Below are 17,211 nucleotides of genomic sequence, written 5' to 3'. Positions count from 1 at the left end.
GTGATCCGAGTCCTCGTCGCCGACGACGAGCCGCTCATCCGGGCCGGGATCCGGATGATCCTGTCCTCCGCCGACGACATCGACGTGGTCGTGGAGGCCGCCGACGGCCGGGAGGCCCTGGAACTGGCCCGGGCTCACCGGGTGGACGTCGTCCTGCTCGACATCCAGATGCCGGTGATGGACGGGCTCACGGCGCTCGGGGAACTGTCCCGGGTCGCGCCCGGCGCACGCGCGCTGATTCTCACCACCTTCGGGGAGCGCGATAATGTGCTGCGAGCCGTGACCGAGGGCGGCGCCGGGTTCCTGCTCAAGGACACCGCGCCGGCCGAGCTGATCCAGGCCGTGCGGGCCGCCGCCACGGGGCACGCCTTCCTCTCGCCCGCGGCCACCCGGCACATCGTGGACTCGCTGGCCGGGGGCCGGACCGGTCCGGTCGCGGCCCGGGCCGCCGCGGCACGCCGTCGGCTGGAGGTGCTCACCGAGCGTGAACTGGAGGTGCTGGCACTGCTGGGTGAGGGTCTGTCGAACGCCGACGCCGGGGCCCGGATCCATATGAGCGAGGCGACGGTGAAGACGTACGTCAGCCGGATCCTGGCCAAGCTGGGCTGTGAGAACCGGGTGCAGGCGGCGTTGCTCGCACGGGACGCGGGGCTGGACGGGGTCGGCTGAGGGGCATCGTTCGGACACGGTGCGTAGCGGACGTGGCGGATGCCACAGCGATCCGGCGCGGAACCGGGAACTCCGGTGGCCCCGGTGACGGTGTGTGGGATCCGCGTCGCGGAGGGTCGATGGTGTGGGCGCTCTCACGGGCCGGCAGGTGTGAGTGAGGGCACGGAAATTGATCGTTTGATCGTGAAAGTATGGTCAAAAGCTGTCAATTCGGGCACACTTTCTCGATCAATACCGCCGGTAACGGTCAACTGACCTGCAGCGTCCAAGAATTGCTTGAAGTGGCCCCGAACGGCCCGTAGCTTCATTGGCGGTGCAACGAGCACCACCCGGGTTCACCCCCGACGCACAGCCCGCCGGCCGACCCCCGGCGTCAGGGCCGTGCCCGTCGACGCGATCGGCTCGAACAGGCCGTCGGCGAGCGGGGGTGGCGGCGGCGGCAGGGCACGTCGGACACGTGCGTGACCGCCCGACGAGTGAGGTGAGCGCGACGACGGCCCCGGCGAGGGCCTGGTTCCGTCTGCCCGCCCGGGGCTTGTCGAGAGGATTTTCATGACTTTCCGTCACGAGAACGCCGCTGCCACCACCACCCCCACCAACGCCACCCCCGCCGGAACGCGCCGCCGTCGTGCCCGTCTGGCCCTGGTCGGCGGGGCCGTCGCGGCCCTTCCGGTGGCCGGCCTCGTCACGGCCACCTCGGCCTCCGCCGCTCCCGCCTCCGCCTGGGACACCGTCGCCCAGTGCGAGAGCGGCGGCAACTGGAACATCAGCTCCGGTAACGGCTACTCCGGCGGACTGCAGTTCACCTCCTCCACCTGGAAGGCGTACGGCGGCACCGCGTACGCGCCGCAGGCCCACCAGGCCAGCAGGGCCCAGCAGATCTCGGTCGCGGAGAAGGTCCTCGCCTCGCAGGGGCCGGGCGCCTGGCCGGTCTGCTCCCGGAAGGCGGGCCTCGGCAAGGGCGGCGCCCCGGCGGCCGTCGACACCTCGGCGGGTTCCTCCGCCAGGAACGGCTCGACGGGTTCCTCGAACCGGTCGGCCGCGCAGGGCCCGGCCGGTGCCAAGGTCCCGAAGTCCAAGGCGCCGCAGCAGGCCAAGCCCGCGCAGGGGCAGACCAACACCTCCGGTGGGTCCGGTTCGGCGCAGTCCGGAAAGGCGCAGGCCGGGAAGGCACAGGGCGCCGCGAAGCCGGCCAAGCCGGCCCAGGGGCAGACGAACACCTCCGGCGGCGGCTACACCGTCCGGAGCGGCGACACCCTGAGCGGCATCGCGGCCAGGTTCGGCACCGACACCGCGAGCCTGTACGCCAAGAACGTCAGGGCGATCGGCGGCAACCCGGACCTCATCTACCCTGGCCAGACCCTGAGCATCTGACACCCGATCCGAACGGTGCGAGCGGCCGCCCCCGACGAGGGGCGGCTGTTCGGTCTGTGGTCAGGGTCGGCCGGGTGCCTCGACCGACGGGCGACGGGCGAGCCGACCGGCTCGATCGTGGTCTCCGGTAGCGCGGTGAACCCGGGCAGCCCGCAGTGGTCTCGCACTGCCAGGGCGCGGCGCGCCAGGTGATTGTTGAAGCTTGAACTCGACGTCCGAATACCGCCGGACCTTCGGCCGGAGTCGGCAGAAGATCGATTCATGTCCGAGAACATGATGAGGAGTTCTGCTGATATGACGATTTCTGTTCAGGCGAGGCTCGACGGCAAGGTGGCCCTGGTGACCGGCGGCAGCCGGGGGATCGGGGAGGCGGTGGCGCTGCGACTGGCCGAGGAGGGCGCCGATGTCGCGCTGACCTACCGGGGCGGCGCGGAGCGGGCCGAGGCCGTCGCGGCCAAGATCACGGGGATGGGGCGGCGCGGCTGGGCGGTGCGCGCGGACAGCGCCGACCCGCAGGACGTCCGGGCGGTGGTGGCGGCGGTGGCCGAGCGCTTCGGGCGGCTCGACATCCTGGTCAACAACGCCGGGATCGGCGTGCTCGGCCCGATCGCGGAGCTCGCGGCGGACGACGTGGACCGGGTGCTGGACATCAACGTCCGGGCACCGTTCCTGTTCGCCCAGGCGGCCTCCGTCCACCTGGGCGAGGGCGGCCGGATCATCACCATCGGCAGCTGTATCGCCCAGCGGGTCGCCTTCCCCGGTGCCACGCTGTACGGGGCCAGCAAGGCCGCGATGATCGGGCTCACCAAGGCGCTGGCCCGGGAGCTGGGCCCGCGCGGGATCACCGCCAACCTGATCCACCCCGGGCCGATCGACACCGACATGAACCCGGCGGACGGCCCGGCGGCCGAGGCACAGCGGGAACTGACGGCCCTCGGCACGTTCGGCCGGGGCGCCGATGTCGCCGCCACCGTCGCCCACCTGGCGGGCGAGGACGGCCGCTACATCACCGGTGCGGAGATCGCGGTGGACGGCGGGTTCGCGGCCTGACGCGCTGAGAGGGGCGGGGCGGGGAGTGGGGGCGAGGACCGGCCCGGCGGTGTCGCGCCGGGCCGGTGGTCGGCGGCCGCGTTTACGATCGCCCGGTTCGACCTGTCTCCCCGAACCCGAGAGGTGCGCCATGACCGCAGCGGAAGACCCGATCGAGCTGCTCGCCCGGGCGCTCGCCCAGACCGCCGGGCTGATCGACGGCGCCGGTGTCGAGCTGGCCACCCATCCGACGGCCTGCCGGTCCTGGGACGTCGGCCATTTGATCAGCCACCTCCTCTTCGACCTGCGGCAGTTCACCGTCCGGGCGAACGGCGGCGACCCCGACTGGTCGCAGCCCTTTGAACGGGTGGAGAACGACTGGCTGCACGCCTTCGAGGCCGGCGCGGAGGAGCTGGTCGAGGCCTGGCGCCGGGCCGGTGACCTCGGCGGCGTCGTGGTGGTGCCCGGTGTCGGGGAGCTGCCCGCCCGCTTCCCCGTGGACCAGCAGATCGCCGAATTCGCCGTCCACGGGTGGGACTTGGCGCGTGCCACCGGGCAGTCCACGGACGGCCTGGACCACGAGGTGGCGAGCGCCTCGCTGGCCTGGGCCCGGGGCGCGCTGCGGCCCGAGTACCGGGGTGAGGAGGAGAAGCACTCGTTCGGCCCAGAGGTGGCCGTTCCGGCGGACGCGCCGCCCTACGACCGGCTGGCCGGCTTCTTCGGCCGCGACCCGGGGCGGGGGTGACGCCCTGGGTGGGCGTCCTCCGGGCGAGCCCGAGGGCTTGTCTGACAATTCGCGTCGCATCAGCGCGCGGCGGGAATTGTCAGACAAGCCCTACCCGTGGCTCCAGCGGAACTCGATCTCCGGGAAGCGCGTCGAGGGCCCGTCGAGCAGTGGTGACCGGCGGTTCCCGAGGAACCGGTCGAAGTAGGCCCGGGTGTACGCGCGGGTCAGTTCGGTCGCCCGGGCCGGGGCCAGGGTGCCGATGATCGCGGCGTAGAGGTCGGCCGGGACGTGCCCCGGCAGTCCGCCGGGGACGGCGACGTGCACCAGGTCGGTGTAGCTGAGATGGCCGGCCCCGCCGACCCTCAGCTGCCTTCCCCAACCGCGCTGGTGCTCGCGCCAGCGCTGCCAGGTGTCGTGGTCGGCGATCGAGGTGAGCATCAGGAACGGGCGGTCCAGGCCGAGTTCGGGCACCGGCGAGCCGAACAGGCCGCCGTCCAGGTTCAGCCCGGCCACGAACCGGGGATCCTGGCGGACCGCCTCGGCGGCGGCCGCTCCGCCCATGGAGTGGCCGAGCACCCCGATCCGCCGGGGGTCCACCGACGGCCTGCCGGGCCGGCGGGCGGTCAACTCGTTGGCCACGAAGCGGAGATCGCCCACGCGGGCGGCGATCTCCTTGCGCTCAGTGGCGTCCCAGTCCGGCGAGTCGTTCGACAGGACGGTACGCACCACCCGGCCGTCCGGGAACTCCACGGCGGCCGCGTCGTAGGTATGGTCGATCGCCGCCACCAGATAGCCGTGGGAGGCCAACTCCTCGGCCAGGGCGGTGCAGTTGCTGCGCCCGCCGCCGCGACCGTGGCCGAGCAGCAGCAGTGGCAGCGGGCCGGGGACGGCGGGCGCGCCGGTGTGCGCGGTCGGGCGGACGGCGCTGATCGTGCCCGGGTCCACCGGCAGGATCTCGTCGATGACCGCCGCCACCCGGGCCGTGGTGTACGGCGCGCGGGGGCGGCCGCCGGTGCCGAGCGCCGGATACCAGAGCTGGACCATGAGTTCGCGCGGGCCGGGTACGGGGGCGAACGGGTCCCGGCGGGAGCGGTCGACCAGATGCAGCTCGACGGTGCCGACCGGGCGGTCGCCGGTCGGGGCCGGCAGCGGGATCGCCCGGGGCCGCCCGGCCGCGGGTGCCGGAGCGGGTGCTGGGGTAAGCGCCGGAACGGCCTGGGCGACGGTGGCGGGCAGGGCGAGCGTCGCGCCGCCCAGCCCCGCGAGTGCCAGCAGTGAACGGCGCCTGATCATCCATCCGCCCCTCGGATCGGTCGGCCTGATGACTGATCACCCTAGGTGGTCCGGACCGGAACGGCTAGGGCTTCGGCCAGGGCTTGGTGGCGGTCCGCCGGGCCGCGGCCTTCTTGATCGCCTCGCGGATGCGGGGGTAGGTGCCGCAGCGGCAGATGTTGTGGATCTGGTCGATGTCCGCGTCCGTCGGGGCCGGGGTGCGGCGCAGCAGCGCGACCGCCGTCATGATCTGCCCGGGCTGGCAGAAGCCGCACTGGGCGACGTCGCACTCCAGCCAGGCCTGCTGGACGGGGTGCAGTGTCTCGCCGTCCGCCAGGCCCTCGATGGTGGTGACGCTGTGTCCGGCGCAGTCCCGGACGGCCAGGGTGCAGGGCTGGAACTCCTCGCCGTCCAGGTGGCTGGTGCAGGCACGGCAGACGCCCACCCCGCAGCCGTACTTGGGGCCGGTGACGCCGAGCTTGTCGCGCAGGACCCAGAGCAGCGGCATGTCGTCGGGGGCCTCGACGGTGACCGGCCGCCCGTTGAGGACGAAGGTGTGGCTGGGCATGGGGAGTTCGGGCCCTTCGGGGAGGCGCGGCCGGCGCTGTCGAGGGTGCCGGCGGGCGCGCGGGGCGGGCGGGGTCAGAAGTCGATCGGGAAGGAGCGCGGGCTGGTGCCGGTCGCGCGGGCGTACGCGTTGGCGACCGCGGCCGAGGCCGCCGGGACGCCCAGCTCGCCGGCGCCGCCGGGCGGTCCGTTCGGTGGCAGGAGGTGGATCTCGACCGTGGGCGGGGTGTGCCGCTGCCGGGCGTAGCGGAAGTCGGCGTAGCTGCCCTCACGGACCGCGCCGTGGTCGATGTGATTGCCGGCCTGGAGGATCACCGAGATGCCGTCGACCAGCGCGCCGGTCAACTGGGCTTCCAGACCACGGGGGTTGATCACCTGGCCGAGGTCGGCGGCGATCACCGCCCGGGTGACGCGCGGCTGCCGCGGGTCGGCGGCGTCGAGTTCGACCAGGTAGGCGACGCGCCCGCCGTTCTCCTCGTGGTAGCCGATGCCCTGGCCCTGCCCGGCGGGCATCGGGCGGCCCCAGCGGCCGGCCTGGGCCGCCCTGTCGAGGACGGCCCGCCCCTCCGGGCGGCGCAGCCTGGCCTGCCGGAAGGCGATCGGGTCCTGGCCGAGCCGGTGGGCGAGTTCGTCCATCATGATCTCGTCGGCGACCCGGACGGTGCCCGAGTACACCGACCGCCAGCTCCCGGTGTGCATCTTCAGCGGTACCTCGGACAGCAGTTGGGTGGGGACGCCGACGTCGTACGGGTTCCGCTCGCTGAGCAGGAAGAAGGCCTGGGCGGCGCTGAGCCCGGCCGCCGAGGGGCCGAAGCCGGCGGCGGTCAGCAGCTCGCCGAGGCCGTGCCCGAAGTCGGTCCGCACGGTGGCGACCCGGTGTTCGTAGCTGAGCACCTCGCCGAGGCCGAACGTGGCGCGGACCCGGTGGTGGCTGGCCGGGCGCATGCGGCCGTGGCGCATGTCGTCGTTGCGGGTCCACATCAGCTTGACCGGCCGGCCGGCGGCCTTGGAGACCAGCGCGGCCTCCAGCGCGGCGTCGAAGAACAGCCGCCGGCCGAACGAGCCGCCGCCGCGCACCACGTGGATGGTCACGGCGCTCTGCGGCAGGCCGAGTTCGGCGGCGATGGTCTGCTGGGCGATGATCGGGGTCTGGGAGGCGAACCACACCTCGGCGCGGTTGGCGCGGACGTCGGCGACGGCCGTCAGCACCTCCAGCGGCGCGTGGTTGACGAACGCGAAGTCGAACTCGCCGTCCACGTGGTGGGTGAGCAGCGGCGGGACGAGGAACGGCGAGTGGGCGGCGCGCAGCCGGTCCCGGATCCCGGCGTCGGAGAGCGCGGCGAGCGGGCCGGGGTTCCAGGTGGTGCGGAGCGCGTCGCGGGCCCTGAGGGCCTGGTCGAAGGTCTCGGCGAGGACGGCCACACCGGTGGGGATGGTGACCACGCCGAGGACGCCGGGCATGGTGCGGGCGGTGGCGGCGTCCAGGGATCCGAGGGTGCCGTTGATGGTCGGGGGGCGGGCGACCACGGTGGGCACGGCGCCGGGGACGGTCAGGTCCCCGGCGTACTTGGCGCGGCCGGTGACGATGGAACGGGCGTCGATCCGGCCGGTCGGCCGGCCCACCAGGCGCAGCCGGTCGGGCGGTTTGGGGGTGGCGGGCACGGCCGGGGTGGCGATCACGGCCGCCGCCGTGGCGAGTTCGCCGTAGCCGGCCCGGCGGCCGTCGGGGGCGAGGACGGCGGAATCGGCGGTGCGCAGGCCGGCGGCGGGCAGTCCCCAGCGCTGCGCGGCGGCGGTCACCAGTCGGGCACGGGCCCCGGCCGCCGCGGCGCGCACCGGGTCGTACAGCGAGCGGACCGAGTTGGACGCGGCGGTGAGCTGGTTGAACAGGAGGTCCGGGCGGCCGTCGGAGAGCGGGACGTCCACGTCGGTCAGCCGGGCGTCGAGCTCGTCGGCGACCAGCATCGCGACGGTGGTGGTGAGGCCCTGGCCGACTTCGAGCCGGGGGAGGTGGAGCACGGCGTGCCCGGCGGTGGTGATCTCCAGCACGAGGAGGTGGGAGGTCGGCAGCCCGGCCACGATGAGCGCGTCGCCGAGGCTGAGCACGTCGGGGACGCCGGACACGCCGGGCAACCTGACCCCGCCGGAAGGCCCTTCGGGGCGGCCGACGGCGCCGGCGGCCGACGGGGCGGTGTCCCGGCCGAGCCCGGCGGCGACGGTGAGGGTCGGGGCGGCGAGCAGGTAGGTGAGGAAGCGGCGGCGGGCGGCCGGCGGCCTCCGGTGGGGCGGCCCGGGGGCGCGGGGGGTGACGCCGTCCTGGGCCGTGCCGCCCCCGGCCTCGGGGGCCGTGGCGTCCCGCGCGTTGTCCACGGGGTCGATGGAGGTGCTGATGGGAGGAGCCCTTCGAGCCGATGGCGGCTCCGGCCGGGCGGGCCTCGGCGGCCCCGGCCCCGGTGCCGGATCGCGAACGCGAACGCGAACGCGGACGAGCATAGGAGCGTGCTATTGGCCGGTCAACACGGGCGTTTCGGTCCCGATCGGACATCTGATCGGACGTCGGGTCGGGTGGGTACGGACGGCACCGGACACATTGGGTCGGGCGTCCGGTACCGCCGTCCGGGTGCGGACGCGGGGTGTCGTACGGGGGTTCAGTGCCCGTGTGCCGGTACGGATGAGGGCGGTATCGGGCGGGCCGGACCGCCCGCGGCGGGGGTGGGGGCGGGCGCGCCGGTCCGCCGGTGCGGGTGCGTCCCTCGCGCTGTTCGGCCTGCGGCCTGGAGCGCCGGCGCCCCGGGCGGCGCGGGATCCGCGGTCCGCGCCGGCCTGCGCGCCCCCGGGAGCGTGAACGCCGGGCGTCGTGCGGCGGGTGGACTCATGGGATTCGGCCTCCTTCCGGCCCAGGCCGACGGTGGACGGCCCTGGGTCGCCCGCGAAGGCTACCGAGTCCGCGCGCCCGTGGAGACACTCCGGGGGAGTGGGGTTGACGTCGGACGGTCGGTGTTCGACCGGCCCGCGATGCCGTTCCCGGTCGGGGCCACCGGCCGCCCGGCCGGGAATTCCCGGAGAATGGCAGAGGTGATTATAGGATCAATATGCCGGTGAATTCGGGCGCGTATGTCGTGGCGCCCGCCGTATATCTCGACTAGCCTCCCCTGGAGTATTGGCGAACTGTTCGTGCCGCCGCCTGGCGGCCTCGGTGTGGTCGGCGGGAGTCGAGGGCGGGGCTGGTGGATACGGAGTCGACTCTTTTTTCGATTTTCACGGCGGACGGCAGGAGCAATCCTTATCCGCTGCTGGCCGAAATCCGGAGAATCGACCCGATTCACTATCATGAGACTTTCGGGACGCGCTTTCTGACGCGGTTCGACGACTGCCAGAGCGTGCTGGCCGATCCCGGTTTCCTGGTGCCCGACCGGGAGTGGTGTGCCCACGCACTACCGGAGTGGCCGGGGCATCCGGCCGCGGACTTCTTCTACTCCTCGATGCTCGCCCGCAACGGCTCGGACCACGAGCGCCTGCGGCGGCCGGTGGCCGGCGCGTTCACCGCCCGGAGGGTGGCGGCGCTGCGGGCGGCGGTCGAGCGGATCACCGCCGGGCTGCTGGACCGGTTCGCCGACGCGACCTCCGGCGGCGGTGCGGCGAACTTCCAGGAACTGGTGGGGTATCCGCTCCCGGTCGCGGTGGTCGGGCAGCTCATCGGCGTCCCCCGGGAGGAGCAGGGGCAGTTCGACGAACTGGGCCGGGGAGCCAGCCGGCTGCTGGAGCCGGTGCGCACCCCGGAGGACTGGGACCGCGCCGACCGCGCGGTCGTGGCGCTGCGGGAGTACTTCGCCGCCCTGCTGCGCGAGCGCCGTTCCCGCCCGGCCGAGGACCTCGCCTCGGCCCTGCTCGACCAGCGGGGCGCCCCCGAGGCGCGGCTGACGGAGCGGGAGCTGGTCGACCTCCTGCTGCTGGTGTTCGTCGCCGGTTTCGAGACCACCACCGGTCTGCTCGGCCTGATGGTGTTCGCCCTGCTGACCCACCCGGTCCAGCTGGCCCTGGTCCGCGCCGACCCCGCGCTCAGGCCCGGTGCCGTCGAGGAGTCGCTCCGGTGGGACTCGCCGGTGATGATGACCGAACGCATCGCCGCCCGCCCCCTGGTGCTCGCCGGCACGGCGGTGCCCGCGGGAGGAAGCGTGACCGTGGTGCTCGCCGCGGCCAACCGCGATCCCGCCCGGCACCGCGATCCGGACGCCTTCCTCGTCCGGCGGCCGGACACCAGGGTGCTCAGCTTCGGCGCCGGGGCGCACTACTGCCTGGGCGCGGCGCTCGCCCGCCTGGAGGGCGCCGCCCTGCTCGGTCAACTCCTGGACAGATTCCCGGATCTCGCGATCGCCGGCCCACCGGTGCGGCGGGCCGCCGTCAGCCTCCGCTCGTTCGACGACCTCCCCCTGGCCGCCACCGGTTAGCGGCCCGGCGGCCGGCCGCCGCCCGCCCGCACTCCCGCACAGCCGTCCCCCGAAGGGCCTCCCGTGAACTTCCTGCACCTCGAACGCGCGACGCTCGAGACCTTCCTGCCCGGACTCGACGCGGCGCTCGCCCGACACCCGCTGGCGGAGCTGGAGAGCGCGCCCAGCCCGGCGATCCGGGCGTTCCGGGAGGCCGGTGGCCCCGGGCTGCTGGTACCGGCCCAGAACGCCGGCTCGGGCGCGACCGCGTTGCAGGCCGTCCGGGTGCAGCGGGCCGTCGGCGCCCGCTGCCCCTCGCTGGCGGTGGCCACCACCATGCACCACTTCTCGGTCGCCGGCCTGGTCGAGGCCGCCAAGTACGGCAGCGGGCTGGAGGGCCAGCTGCTGGAGGCGGTCGCGACCGACCGGCTGCTGCTGGCCTCGGGCTTCGCCGAGGGCAACACCGGCCAGAACATCCTCCGGCCGCACATCACCGCCGAACGGCGCGGCGACCGCATCGTGCTGAACGGCAGCAAGATGCCCTGCAGCCTCTCGCGCTCGATGGACCTGCTGACGGCCTCCGTCACCATGGCCGACGAGGACGGCGTCGACCGGCTCGCCGTCGCGCTCGTCCCGGCCGACACCCCGGGGATCGAGGTACGGCCCTTCTGGCGGACCCCGGTCCTGGCCGGCGCCGAAAGCGACCAGGTGGTGCTCACCGAGGTGGAACTCGACCCGCAGATGGTGGTGCTCACCGACGTCACCGCCGACGCCGTCCCGGACTCGCTGAACGTGGCCGGGTTCCTCTGGTTCGAACTGCTGCTGACGGCGGGTTATCTCGGGGTGGCCAGCGCCCTGGTGGAACGGGTCCTGAACCGGCCGGGCGGCGCCGAGGAGGACCCGACCCCGTACCTGGTGGGGGTCGAGGCCGCGATGCTCGCGGTCGAGGCGGTCGCCCGCGCGATGGAGGACGAGGAGTGGGGCGACGCCCTGCTCGTCCGGGCGCTGACCGCCAGGTACGCGGCCCAGGACGCCATCGCCCGCACCACCAGGACCTGCCTGGCGGCGCTGGGCGGCATGGCGTTCATCGGCTCGCCCGACGGCTCCTACCTGGCGTCGGCGGCCGTCGGCCTGACCTTCCACCCGCCGTCCCGGAACCGGATGGCCCGCCCGCTGCGCGACTTCCTGGACGGCCGCCCGCTGCGGATCGGCTGACGTCCGTCCCCGGCGCCGGCCCGCGCCTCCCGGCCCGGATCCGTGATCCGCGCCCCGCGTCCCACCCCGTGCCCCGACCCGCCACCCCGACCCGTCCCTCCGACCCGTGAGCAGGTGACCTCGATGGACCCGGCCGCCGCCCGCCACCCCGGCTACCGCGTCGAGATCCTTCCCGGCGTCGACTCGCTGCCCCGCGAACTGTGGGCGGAACTCGCCCCCGGCGACGACCCGATGTGGGCCCGCGGCGTCTTCACCGCGCTGGCGCACTCCTCCGTCGGGCCCGACGGCTATGCCTGCCTGGTGGTGCGCCGCGCCGGCCAGGTGGTCGCGGTGCTGCCGCTCTCCCTGTTCCGGGAGCTCCGGCTGGACCACGTGGTCGGCCCGCGCGAGCGCCGGCTGCTGGCGCCCGTCCGCCGGGTGGCGCCGTGGCTGCTGCGGGTGCCGATGCTGTTCTGCGGCAACCTGCTGGGCCAGGGACACGTCCTGGCCCCGGGCCCGCTGGACGAGGAGGCCGGCCGGCTGCTGGTGCGCGCGGTGCTCGACTTCGCCCGGCGGGAGCGGCTGGGCACCGTCCTCTTCAAGGACTTCGCCCCGGCCGAGCTGGACCGGCTGCGCCCGGCCCTGGAGGAGTCCGGTTTCTTCTTCGCCCCGGGCCTGCCCGACACCGAACTCCGCCTCGGGTACGGCTCGTTCGACGACTACGTCGCCGCGCTGCCGGCCAAGCCGCGGCGCAACGCCCGCAGCAAGATCCGCAAGTTCCAGGCCCGGCCGGACCTGCGGATCGAGGTCCTCGACGACTTCGGGCACCTGCTGCCCCAGGTGCTCGCCCTCTACCGGCAGGTGATGGCGCGCGCCGACCAGACCCTCGACGTCCTCGACGGCTCCTTCCTGGCCGCCGTGCACGCCGGCACCGACCCGGACCGCCGGCTGGTCGCCTGCTTCGAGGGGGACCGGCTGGTCGCGTTCCTGCTCTGCCTCTTCGCCGGGTCGGGAGCCGTCGGCGCCAGGATCGGTCTCGACTACCGCCTCGCCCACGAGGCCCGGCTCTACCACAACGTGCACTACGCGGCGATCCGGCTCGCGATCGAGGCGGGCTGCCGCCACATCCGCTTCGCCCAGACGGCGTACGAGCCGAAACTCGAACTCGGCTGCGACCTGGTCGAACAGCGGCACGCGATGACCCACGTCCGGCCGCTGCCCCGCGCCGTGCTGCGGCGGCTGCTCCCGCCCGCCCTGGCCGCCTCGGTGGCCGAGGCCCTGGGCCCGAACGCCCCGGCCGGTCCGGGCCCGCTCGCTCCGGCGGCCGGTCCGGCGGCCGGCCCACCGGTCGGCGTGCCGGCCGCCCCCGACGGAGAAAGGTGAAGCCATGCCACGCGTGGAAGTGGATCTGCCCATCGAGGTTCCGCCCGACACCGCCTGGGCGGCGGTGGTCGACGTGGAGAGCTACCCGGACTGCATGGAGAGCGTCGACTCGGTGGTGGTCACCGACCGGACCGACGACCGGCACCGGACGACCGCGTGGTCGGTCCGCCTCAAGGGATCGGTCCTGCACTGGACCGAGGCCGAGGTGATCGACCCCGAGGCCCGCCGCTTCTCCTTCCACCAGGTGAGCGGTGACCTCGGACACTTCGCCGGCCACTGGGCCGTCCGCCCGGCACCGGGCGGCGGCAGCACCGTCTCCCTGCACGTCGACTTCGACATCGGCATCCCGCTGCTCGCCGCGATGCTCAACCCGGTGGCCGCGGACGCCCTCAGGGAGAACGCCGCCCAGATGCTGGCCGCCCTCGAACAGCGGCTGCTGGGGGTCGCGCCCGCCGCCGGCACCCACCGTCCGCTCGACCCGGCGGTCGCGCCGTGACCGCCGCGCCTGCGGCCGGGCCGGCCACCGCCGCCTCCACCGCCCCGGCCACCGCCACCGGGGTGTTCGACCAGTTGCGCCGCCACCTCTCCCCGAAGCTCGCCCTGACCGGCAGCTTCGCCGGGCGCGGAGCCGTCGAGGAGTCCGCCGGCGGGTGCCGGGTGACGCTCTCCGACGGCCGCTCGGCGCTGGACTTCGGCTCGTACGCCGTCACCCTGCTCGGCCACCGCCACCCGGCGGTGGTGGCCGCCGTCCGGCGGCAGCTCGACACCATGCCGACCTCCACCCGCAGCCTGGCCAACCCGGTCTCGGCCGGGGCGGCGGCCTGCCTCGCCGGCTACCTGGGCGACGCGCTGCCGAAGGTCTACTTCGGCCTCAACGGCGCCGACGTGGTGGAGGTCGCGGTCAAGCTGGCCCGGCTCGCCACCGGCCGGGCCCGGGTCCTGGCGGTGCGCGGCGGCTTCCACGGCAAGTCGCTCGGCGCGCTCGCGCTGACCCACAGCCCGCTCTACCGGGTGGGCCTGCGCGGCTGTGCGGTGGACGTCGTCCATCTGGACCCGGAGGACCCGGACGCGGTGCTCCGCGAGGCCTCCGCCGGCGATGTGGCCGCCGTCGTCTTCGAGCCCGTCCAGGGCGAGAACGGTGCCGTCCCGCTGTCGGCCGAGGTGCTGCGCCAGTGGTGCGAGGACGCCCACCGGCACGGCGCGTTCGCCATCGCGGACGAGATCCAGTGCGGGCTGCGCCGGTGCGGCGAGCGGTCGGTCGCCCTCGCCGACGGCCTCCCCGTCGACGCGGTGCTGCTCGGAAAGCCGCTGGGCGGCGGGGTGGTGCCGCTGTCCGCGCTGCTCTGCTCCGAGCGGATGTACGCCCCGCTGGCCGCCGACCCGTTCCTGCACTCCGCCACGTTCGGCGGCCATCCGCTGAGCTGCGCGGCGCTGCCGGCGGCCCTCGCCGCGATCGAGGAACTGGCTGGCCACGGGGCCGAGTTGTCCCGTCTTCTGGACCTCGCGCTGGACGGTCTCGGGCAGCGCTACCCGGGTGTGGTGACCGAGGTGCGCGGCCGGGGCCTGCTCCGGGGGATCGACTTCGCCACGCCCCGGGCGGCCGGCGCGGTCGTGGTCGAGCTGGCCGGTGCCGGGCTGCTGGTCTCGCCCTGCCTGGGCCGGCCGACCACCGTGCGCCTGCTGCCCCCACTGGTCGGCACCGGAGCGGAGATCGCGGAGGCGACCGGGATCCTCGACGCCGCGATCGCCGCGACCGCGGCGGGTTGACACCACGGACCCGACCCGACCCGACCCGACCGGACCCGACCGGACGGGACCCGCCCGCCCGCACCGACCCGCACCGCCCCGTATCGGAAAGGAACGACGGACATGCCCACACGCGAGGACCTGGCCCTGCTGGTCAGGACCACCATCTCGGATGTGCTCGGCACCGAGGTGGAGGAGGTGCACGAGCGGACCAGCCTGCTGGCCGACTACGGCATCGACAGCCTGGAACTGATGGAGATCGGAGCCCGGCTGGAACGGGCCCTGAAACTGCGGATCGAGGTGGCGGACCTGACCGCCGCGCAGAACGTGGGCCAGGCCATCGACCTGCTCCGGATCCGCACGGCGGAGCCCGCATGACCGGCCGTCACCGTTCGGGCGGACACCGCGTCGCCGTCACCGGCATCGGCGTGAAGTCACCGGCGGGCAACGACCCGGAGGAGGCGTTCACCACCGTACTGAAGGCCGACCGCACCGCCGCCACCGTCGCCGGGTGGCTGGCCGAGCAGGACCACCCGGTCCAGTTCGCCTGCCTGGTACCGCCGTTCGACCTCGACGCCTACCTCACCCGCCGTGAGTCGCGCCAGATCGACCGCACCACCCAACTGCTGCTCTGCGCGGCCGCCGACGCCGTGGCCGACGCCACCCTGCCGGCCGGACTGCCGCCGGACCGGGTGGGGGTGCAGATCGGCACCGGCATCGGCGGCCTGCCGAGCATGGAGGCCGTCACCCTGAGCCACGGCGACCGGCCCAGGGACATGCCGGTGCACACCGTGCCCCGCACCATGGCCAACTCGCCGGCCTGCCGACTGGCCATGCGGTACGGCTTCCAGGGCCCCTGCACCACGTACTCCAGCGCCTGCGCCAGCGGTACCACCGCCGTCGGCGAGGCCGCCCGGAAGGTCAGGTACGGGGAGCTCGACGTGGCGCTGGCCGGGGGCGTCGACTCGGCCGTCACCACCGTCGTCGTGGGGGCGTTCGCGCGGATGCGGGCGATGTCCACCAGGAACACCGAACCCGAGCTGGCCAGCCGTCCGTTCGACACCGACCGGGACGGCTTCGTCATGGGCGAGGGCGCGGCCGTGCTCGTCCTCGAACGCTGGGACGCCGCCCTCGCCCGGGGCGCGCGGATCTACGGCGAGGTCGCCGGTTACGCCGACACCTGCGACGCCTCCCACATCGTGGCCCCGCAGGAGGACGGGGGGACCGCCGCCCGGTGCATGCGGCAGGCCATCGCCGACGCGGGGCTGTCCACCGCCGACATCGGCCACATCAACGCCCACGGCACCTCGACGCTCCTCAACGACCGTGCCGAGGCCCGGGCGGTCGACCGCTGCTTCGCCGGGCAGCCGCCGCCGCTCACCGCCTCCAAGGGCGTCACCGGCCATCTGATCGGCGGCTCGGGAGCCCTGGAGGCCGTGCTGGGCCTGCTCTGCGCCGCCCGGGGGGTGGTCCCGCCGATCGCCAACCTCCGCTCCAGCGCGGAGGCCGACCTGGTGGACCTGGTCCGCGGCGCGCCGCGCTCCGTCCGGCCCGCCCCCGTCCTCTCCAACTCCTTCGGATTCGGCGGCCAGAACGCCTGCCTGGTTCTCGTCCCGGCCGGCTGACCAGGCTCCGCCCGCAGCGCGACAGAACAGCCGCACCCCGACAGAAAGGAAGCCATGCGAATCCTGGTCACCGGAGCGACCGGTGTGGTCGGCGCCGAGGTCGTCGAACGGCTGCGCGCCGCCGACGGCCCCGCCCGACACACCGTCACCCGGGTCGCCCGGCGGGCCGCCGACGACTCCGTGCTCTGCTGGCGGATCGGCGCCGAGCCCGCGCCCGCCGTCCTCGCCGGGCACTGGGACGTGATCGTGCACTCGGCGGCCTCCACCCGCTGGACCCTCAGCCGGGCGGAGGCGACCGCCGCCAACATCGACCCGCTGCGGGCCGTCCTGGCCCTCGCCGACCGGGACACCCACCTCGTCCACCTCTCCACCGCCTACGTCGGCGGCGTCCGCAACCCCGAGGACCTGCGGGGCGCCGAGTTCGAGGGGTACCGCAACGGCTACGAGTGGTCCAAGGCGGTCTGCGAGGAGGTCGTCCGCGCGGAGCACGACGGCCCGCTGACGCTGGTCCGCCCGCCGCTGATCGTCGGCCGCCGCGACAGCGGCGAGATCGCCCGCTTCTCCGGCCCCTACACCGTGCTGCAGGCGCTCGTCTCGGGCCTGGCCGCCGTGGTCGTGGGCGACCCGGCCGGCTATGCCGAGATCAGCCCGGTGGACGAGGTCGCCGCCCTCGTCGCCGAGGCCGCGCTCGGCGCGCCCCCGGACGTCCCGCGCACCGAGGTGCTGGCGGCCGGCCGCGGCAGCCTGACCCTCGACTCCCTGCTCGACGTCATCTGCGGCACCCTCAACGAATGGCGCGCCGCCCACGGCGTGGCCCCCATCGAACGGCCGCCCCTGGTGTCCGGCGACAGCTGGAACCGCTTCTTCCTGCCGCTCGCGGACCAGTACCTCTCGCCGTTCCAGAGCCAGGCGGTCAAGCTGCTCGCCATGTTCCAGAGCTACACCAGCATGAGCGAGCCCTTCGAACCCACCCGGACGGTGCACGACCCGGCCGCCGTCATGGCGGCCTCCGTCCGCCACTGGGCCGCCCGCAAACCCCGCCTCGCCCTGGCCCGCCCCGAACCCTGGACGCTGCTCGCCGTCTGACCCGCCGTCCGATCCGCCGTCCAGCCGGGCCGGGGATGCGGCACGGCGCGCTGGTCACGCACTGAACGCGCCGCACCGGGCGGTCCCGCACCGGTCCTCCTCCTCCCCGCCG

15 protein-coding genes are annotated in these 17,211 nt (G+C 74.4%); 12 read left to right on the top strand and 3 right to left on the bottom strand.

Annotated elements, in window-relative coordinates:
• The 4 genes from AB0P06_RS09105 (at position 1) to AB0P06_RS09090 (ending at position 3,817) form a co-directional block, all read left to right on the top strand.
• Positions 1 to 669: a response regulator transcription factor gene (locus AB0P06_RS09105; protein ID WP_363606246.1), complete on the top strand. Its 669-nt coding sequence runs from the start codon at positions 1 to 3 to the stop codon at positions 667 to 669.
• A gap of 552 nt (positions 670 to 1,221) precedes the next feature.
• Positions 1,222 to 2,043: a transglycosylase family protein gene (locus tag AB0P06_RS09100; RefSeq protein WP_363606244.1), complete on the top strand. Its 822-nt coding sequence runs from the start codon at positions 1,222 to 1,224 to the stop codon at positions 2,041 to 2,043.
• A gap of 294 nt (positions 2,044 to 2,337) precedes the next feature.
• Complete coding sequence (locus tag AB0P06_RS09095; RefSeq protein ID WP_363606243.1) at positions 2,338 to 3,093, top strand: SDR family oxidoreductase; 756 nt, start codon at positions 2,338 to 2,340, stop codon at positions 3,091 to 3,093.
• A 130-nt stretch (positions 3,094 to 3,223) separates the two neighbouring features.
• On the top strand, positions 3,224 to 3,817 hold the full coding sequence (locus AB0P06_RS09090) for a TIGR03086 family metal-binding protein (RefSeq protein ID WP_363606242.1): 594 nt from the start codon (positions 3,224 to 3,226) through the stop codon (positions 3,815 to 3,817).
• Between the two features lie 90 nt (positions 3,818 to 3,907).
• Here the strand turns inward: AB0P06_RS09090 and AB0P06_RS09085 are convergent, their stop codons facing one another.
• From AB0P06_RS09085 to AB0P06_RS09075, 3 genes are all read right to left on the bottom strand, one after another.
• On the bottom strand, positions 3,908 to 5,092 hold the full coding sequence (locus AB0P06_RS09085; RefSeq protein WP_363606241.1) for an alpha/beta hydrolase: 1,185 nt from the start codon (positions 5,090 to 5,092) through the stop codon (positions 3,908 to 3,910).
• Positions 5,093 to 5,156: 64 nt separating this feature from the next.
• The gene (locus tag AB0P06_RS09080; protein WP_363606240.1) at positions 5,157 to 5,639 is read right to left on the bottom strand and encodes a (2Fe-2S)-binding protein; all 483 of its coding nucleotides are present in this window, start codon (positions 5,637 to 5,639) and stop codon (positions 5,157 to 5,159) included.
• 74 nt (positions 5,640 to 5,713) lie between these two features.
• Positions 5,714 to 8,008 (bottom strand): molybdopterin cofactor-binding domain-containing protein, encoded by a 2,295-nt coding sequence (locus AB0P06_RS09075; RefSeq protein ID WP_363606238.1) that lies wholly within the window; start codon positions 8,006 to 8,008, stop codon positions 5,714 to 5,716.
• Positions 8,009 to 9,018: 1,010 nt separating this feature from the next.
• Here AB0P06_RS09075 and AB0P06_RS09070 point away from each other — a divergent pair.
• From AB0P06_RS09070 to AB0P06_RS09035, 8 genes are all read left to right on the top strand, one after another.
• Positions 9,019 to 10,086, top strand: coding sequence for a cytochrome P450 (locus AB0P06_RS09070; RefSeq protein WP_363606236.1), 1,068 nt, complete (start codon positions 9,019 to 9,021; stop codon positions 10,084 to 10,086).
• A gap of 63 nt (positions 10,087 to 10,149) precedes the next feature.
• Positions 10,150 to 11,280 (top strand): acyl-CoA dehydrogenase family protein, encoded by a 1,131-nt coding sequence (locus AB0P06_RS09065; RefSeq protein ID WP_363606235.1) that lies wholly within the window; start codon positions 10,150 to 10,152, stop codon positions 11,278 to 11,280.
• 123 nt (positions 11,281 to 11,403) lie between these two features.
• Complete coding sequence (locus AB0P06_RS09060) at positions 11,404 to 12,642, top strand: GNAT family N-acetyltransferase (protein WP_363606323.1); 1,239 nt, start codon at positions 11,404 to 11,406, stop codon at positions 12,640 to 12,642.
• Between the two features lie 4 nt (positions 12,643 to 12,646).
• Positions 12,647 to 13,138, top strand: coding sequence for an SRPBCC family protein (locus tag AB0P06_RS09055; RefSeq protein WP_363606233.1), 492 nt, complete (start codon positions 12,647 to 12,649; stop codon positions 13,136 to 13,138).
• On the top strand, positions 13,135 to 14,409 hold the full coding sequence (locus AB0P06_RS09050; RefSeq protein WP_363606231.1) for an aminotransferase class III-fold pyridoxal phosphate-dependent enzyme: 1,275 nt from the start codon (positions 13,135 to 13,137) through the stop codon (positions 14,407 to 14,409). The genes AB0P06_RS09055 and AB0P06_RS09050 overlap by 4 nt, the downstream gene beginning before the upstream one ends.
• A gap of 102 nt (positions 14,410 to 14,511) precedes the next feature.
• A complete protein-coding gene (locus tag AB0P06_RS09045) occupies positions 14,512 to 14,766 on the top strand; it encodes an acyl carrier protein (protein WP_363606230.1) in 255 nt (84 codons plus the stop codon).
• Positions 14,763 to 16,013 (top strand): beta-ketoacyl-[acyl-carrier-protein] synthase family protein, encoded by a 1,251-nt coding sequence (locus AB0P06_RS09040; RefSeq protein ID WP_363606228.1) that lies wholly within the window; start codon positions 14,763 to 14,765, stop codon positions 16,011 to 16,013. Before AB0P06_RS09045 ends, AB0P06_RS09040 begins: the two co-directional genes overlap by 4 nt.
• Positions 16,014 to 16,067: 54 nt before the next feature.
• Entirely contained in the window at positions 16,068 to 17,099 is a 1,032-nt protein-coding gene (locus AB0P06_RS09035; RefSeq protein ID WP_363606227.1) for an SDR family oxidoreductase, read from the top strand.
• Positions 17,100 to 17,211: the final 112 nt, after the last annotated feature.

Source organism: Kitasatospora sp. NPDC088351 (assembly GCF_040685575.1).
Lineage (GTDB): Bacteria > Actinomycetota > Actinomycetes > Streptomycetales > Streptomycetaceae > Kitasatospora.
The sequence above is the reverse complement of the archived record's forward strand: the minus strand, read 5'-3'. Positions and strand labels throughout refer to the sequence as shown.

What these genes read in the sequence shown, in the direction of transcription:
- AB0P06_RS09100 (WP_363606244.1), top strand. Translation starts at nt 1,222, where the DNA reads ATGACTTTCCGTCACGAGAACGCCGCTGCCACCACCACCCCCACCAAC.
- AB0P06_RS09035 (WP_363606227.1), top strand. Translation starts at nt 16,068, where the DNA reads ATGCGAATCCTGGTCACCGGAGCGACCGGTGTGGTCGGCGCCGAGGTC.
- AB0P06_RS09060 (WP_363606323.1), top strand. Translation starts at nt 11,404, where the DNA reads ATGGACCCGGCCGCCGCCCGCCACCCCGGCTACCGCGTCGAGATCCTT.
- AB0P06_RS09085 (WP_363606241.1), bottom strand. Translation starts at nt 5,092, where the DNA reads ATGATCAGGCGCCGTTCACTGCTGGCACTCGCGGGGCTGGGCGGCGCG.
- AB0P06_RS09090 (WP_363606242.1), top strand. Translation starts at nt 3,224, where the DNA reads ATGACCGCAGCGGAAGACCCGATCGAGCTGCTCGCCCGGGCGCTCGCC.
- AB0P06_RS09040 (WP_363606228.1), top strand. Translation starts at nt 14,763, where the DNA reads ATGACCGGCCGTCACCGTTCGGGCGGACACCGCGTCGCCGTCACCGGC.
- AB0P06_RS09045 (WP_363606230.1), top strand. Translation starts at nt 14,512, where the DNA reads ATGCCCACACGCGAGGACCTGGCCCTGCTGGTCAGGACCACCATCTCG.
- AB0P06_RS09080 (WP_363606240.1), bottom strand. Translation starts at nt 5,639, where the DNA reads ATGCCCAGCCACACCTTCGTCCTCAACGGGCGGCCGGTCACCGTCGAG.
- AB0P06_RS09095 (WP_363606243.1), top strand. Translation starts at nt 2,338, where the DNA reads ATGACGATTTCTGTTCAGGCGAGGCTCGACGGCAAGGTGGCCCTGGTG.
- AB0P06_RS09055 (WP_363606233.1), top strand. Translation starts at nt 12,647, where the DNA reads ATGCCACGCGTGGAAGTGGATCTGCCCATCGAGGTTCCGCCCGACACC.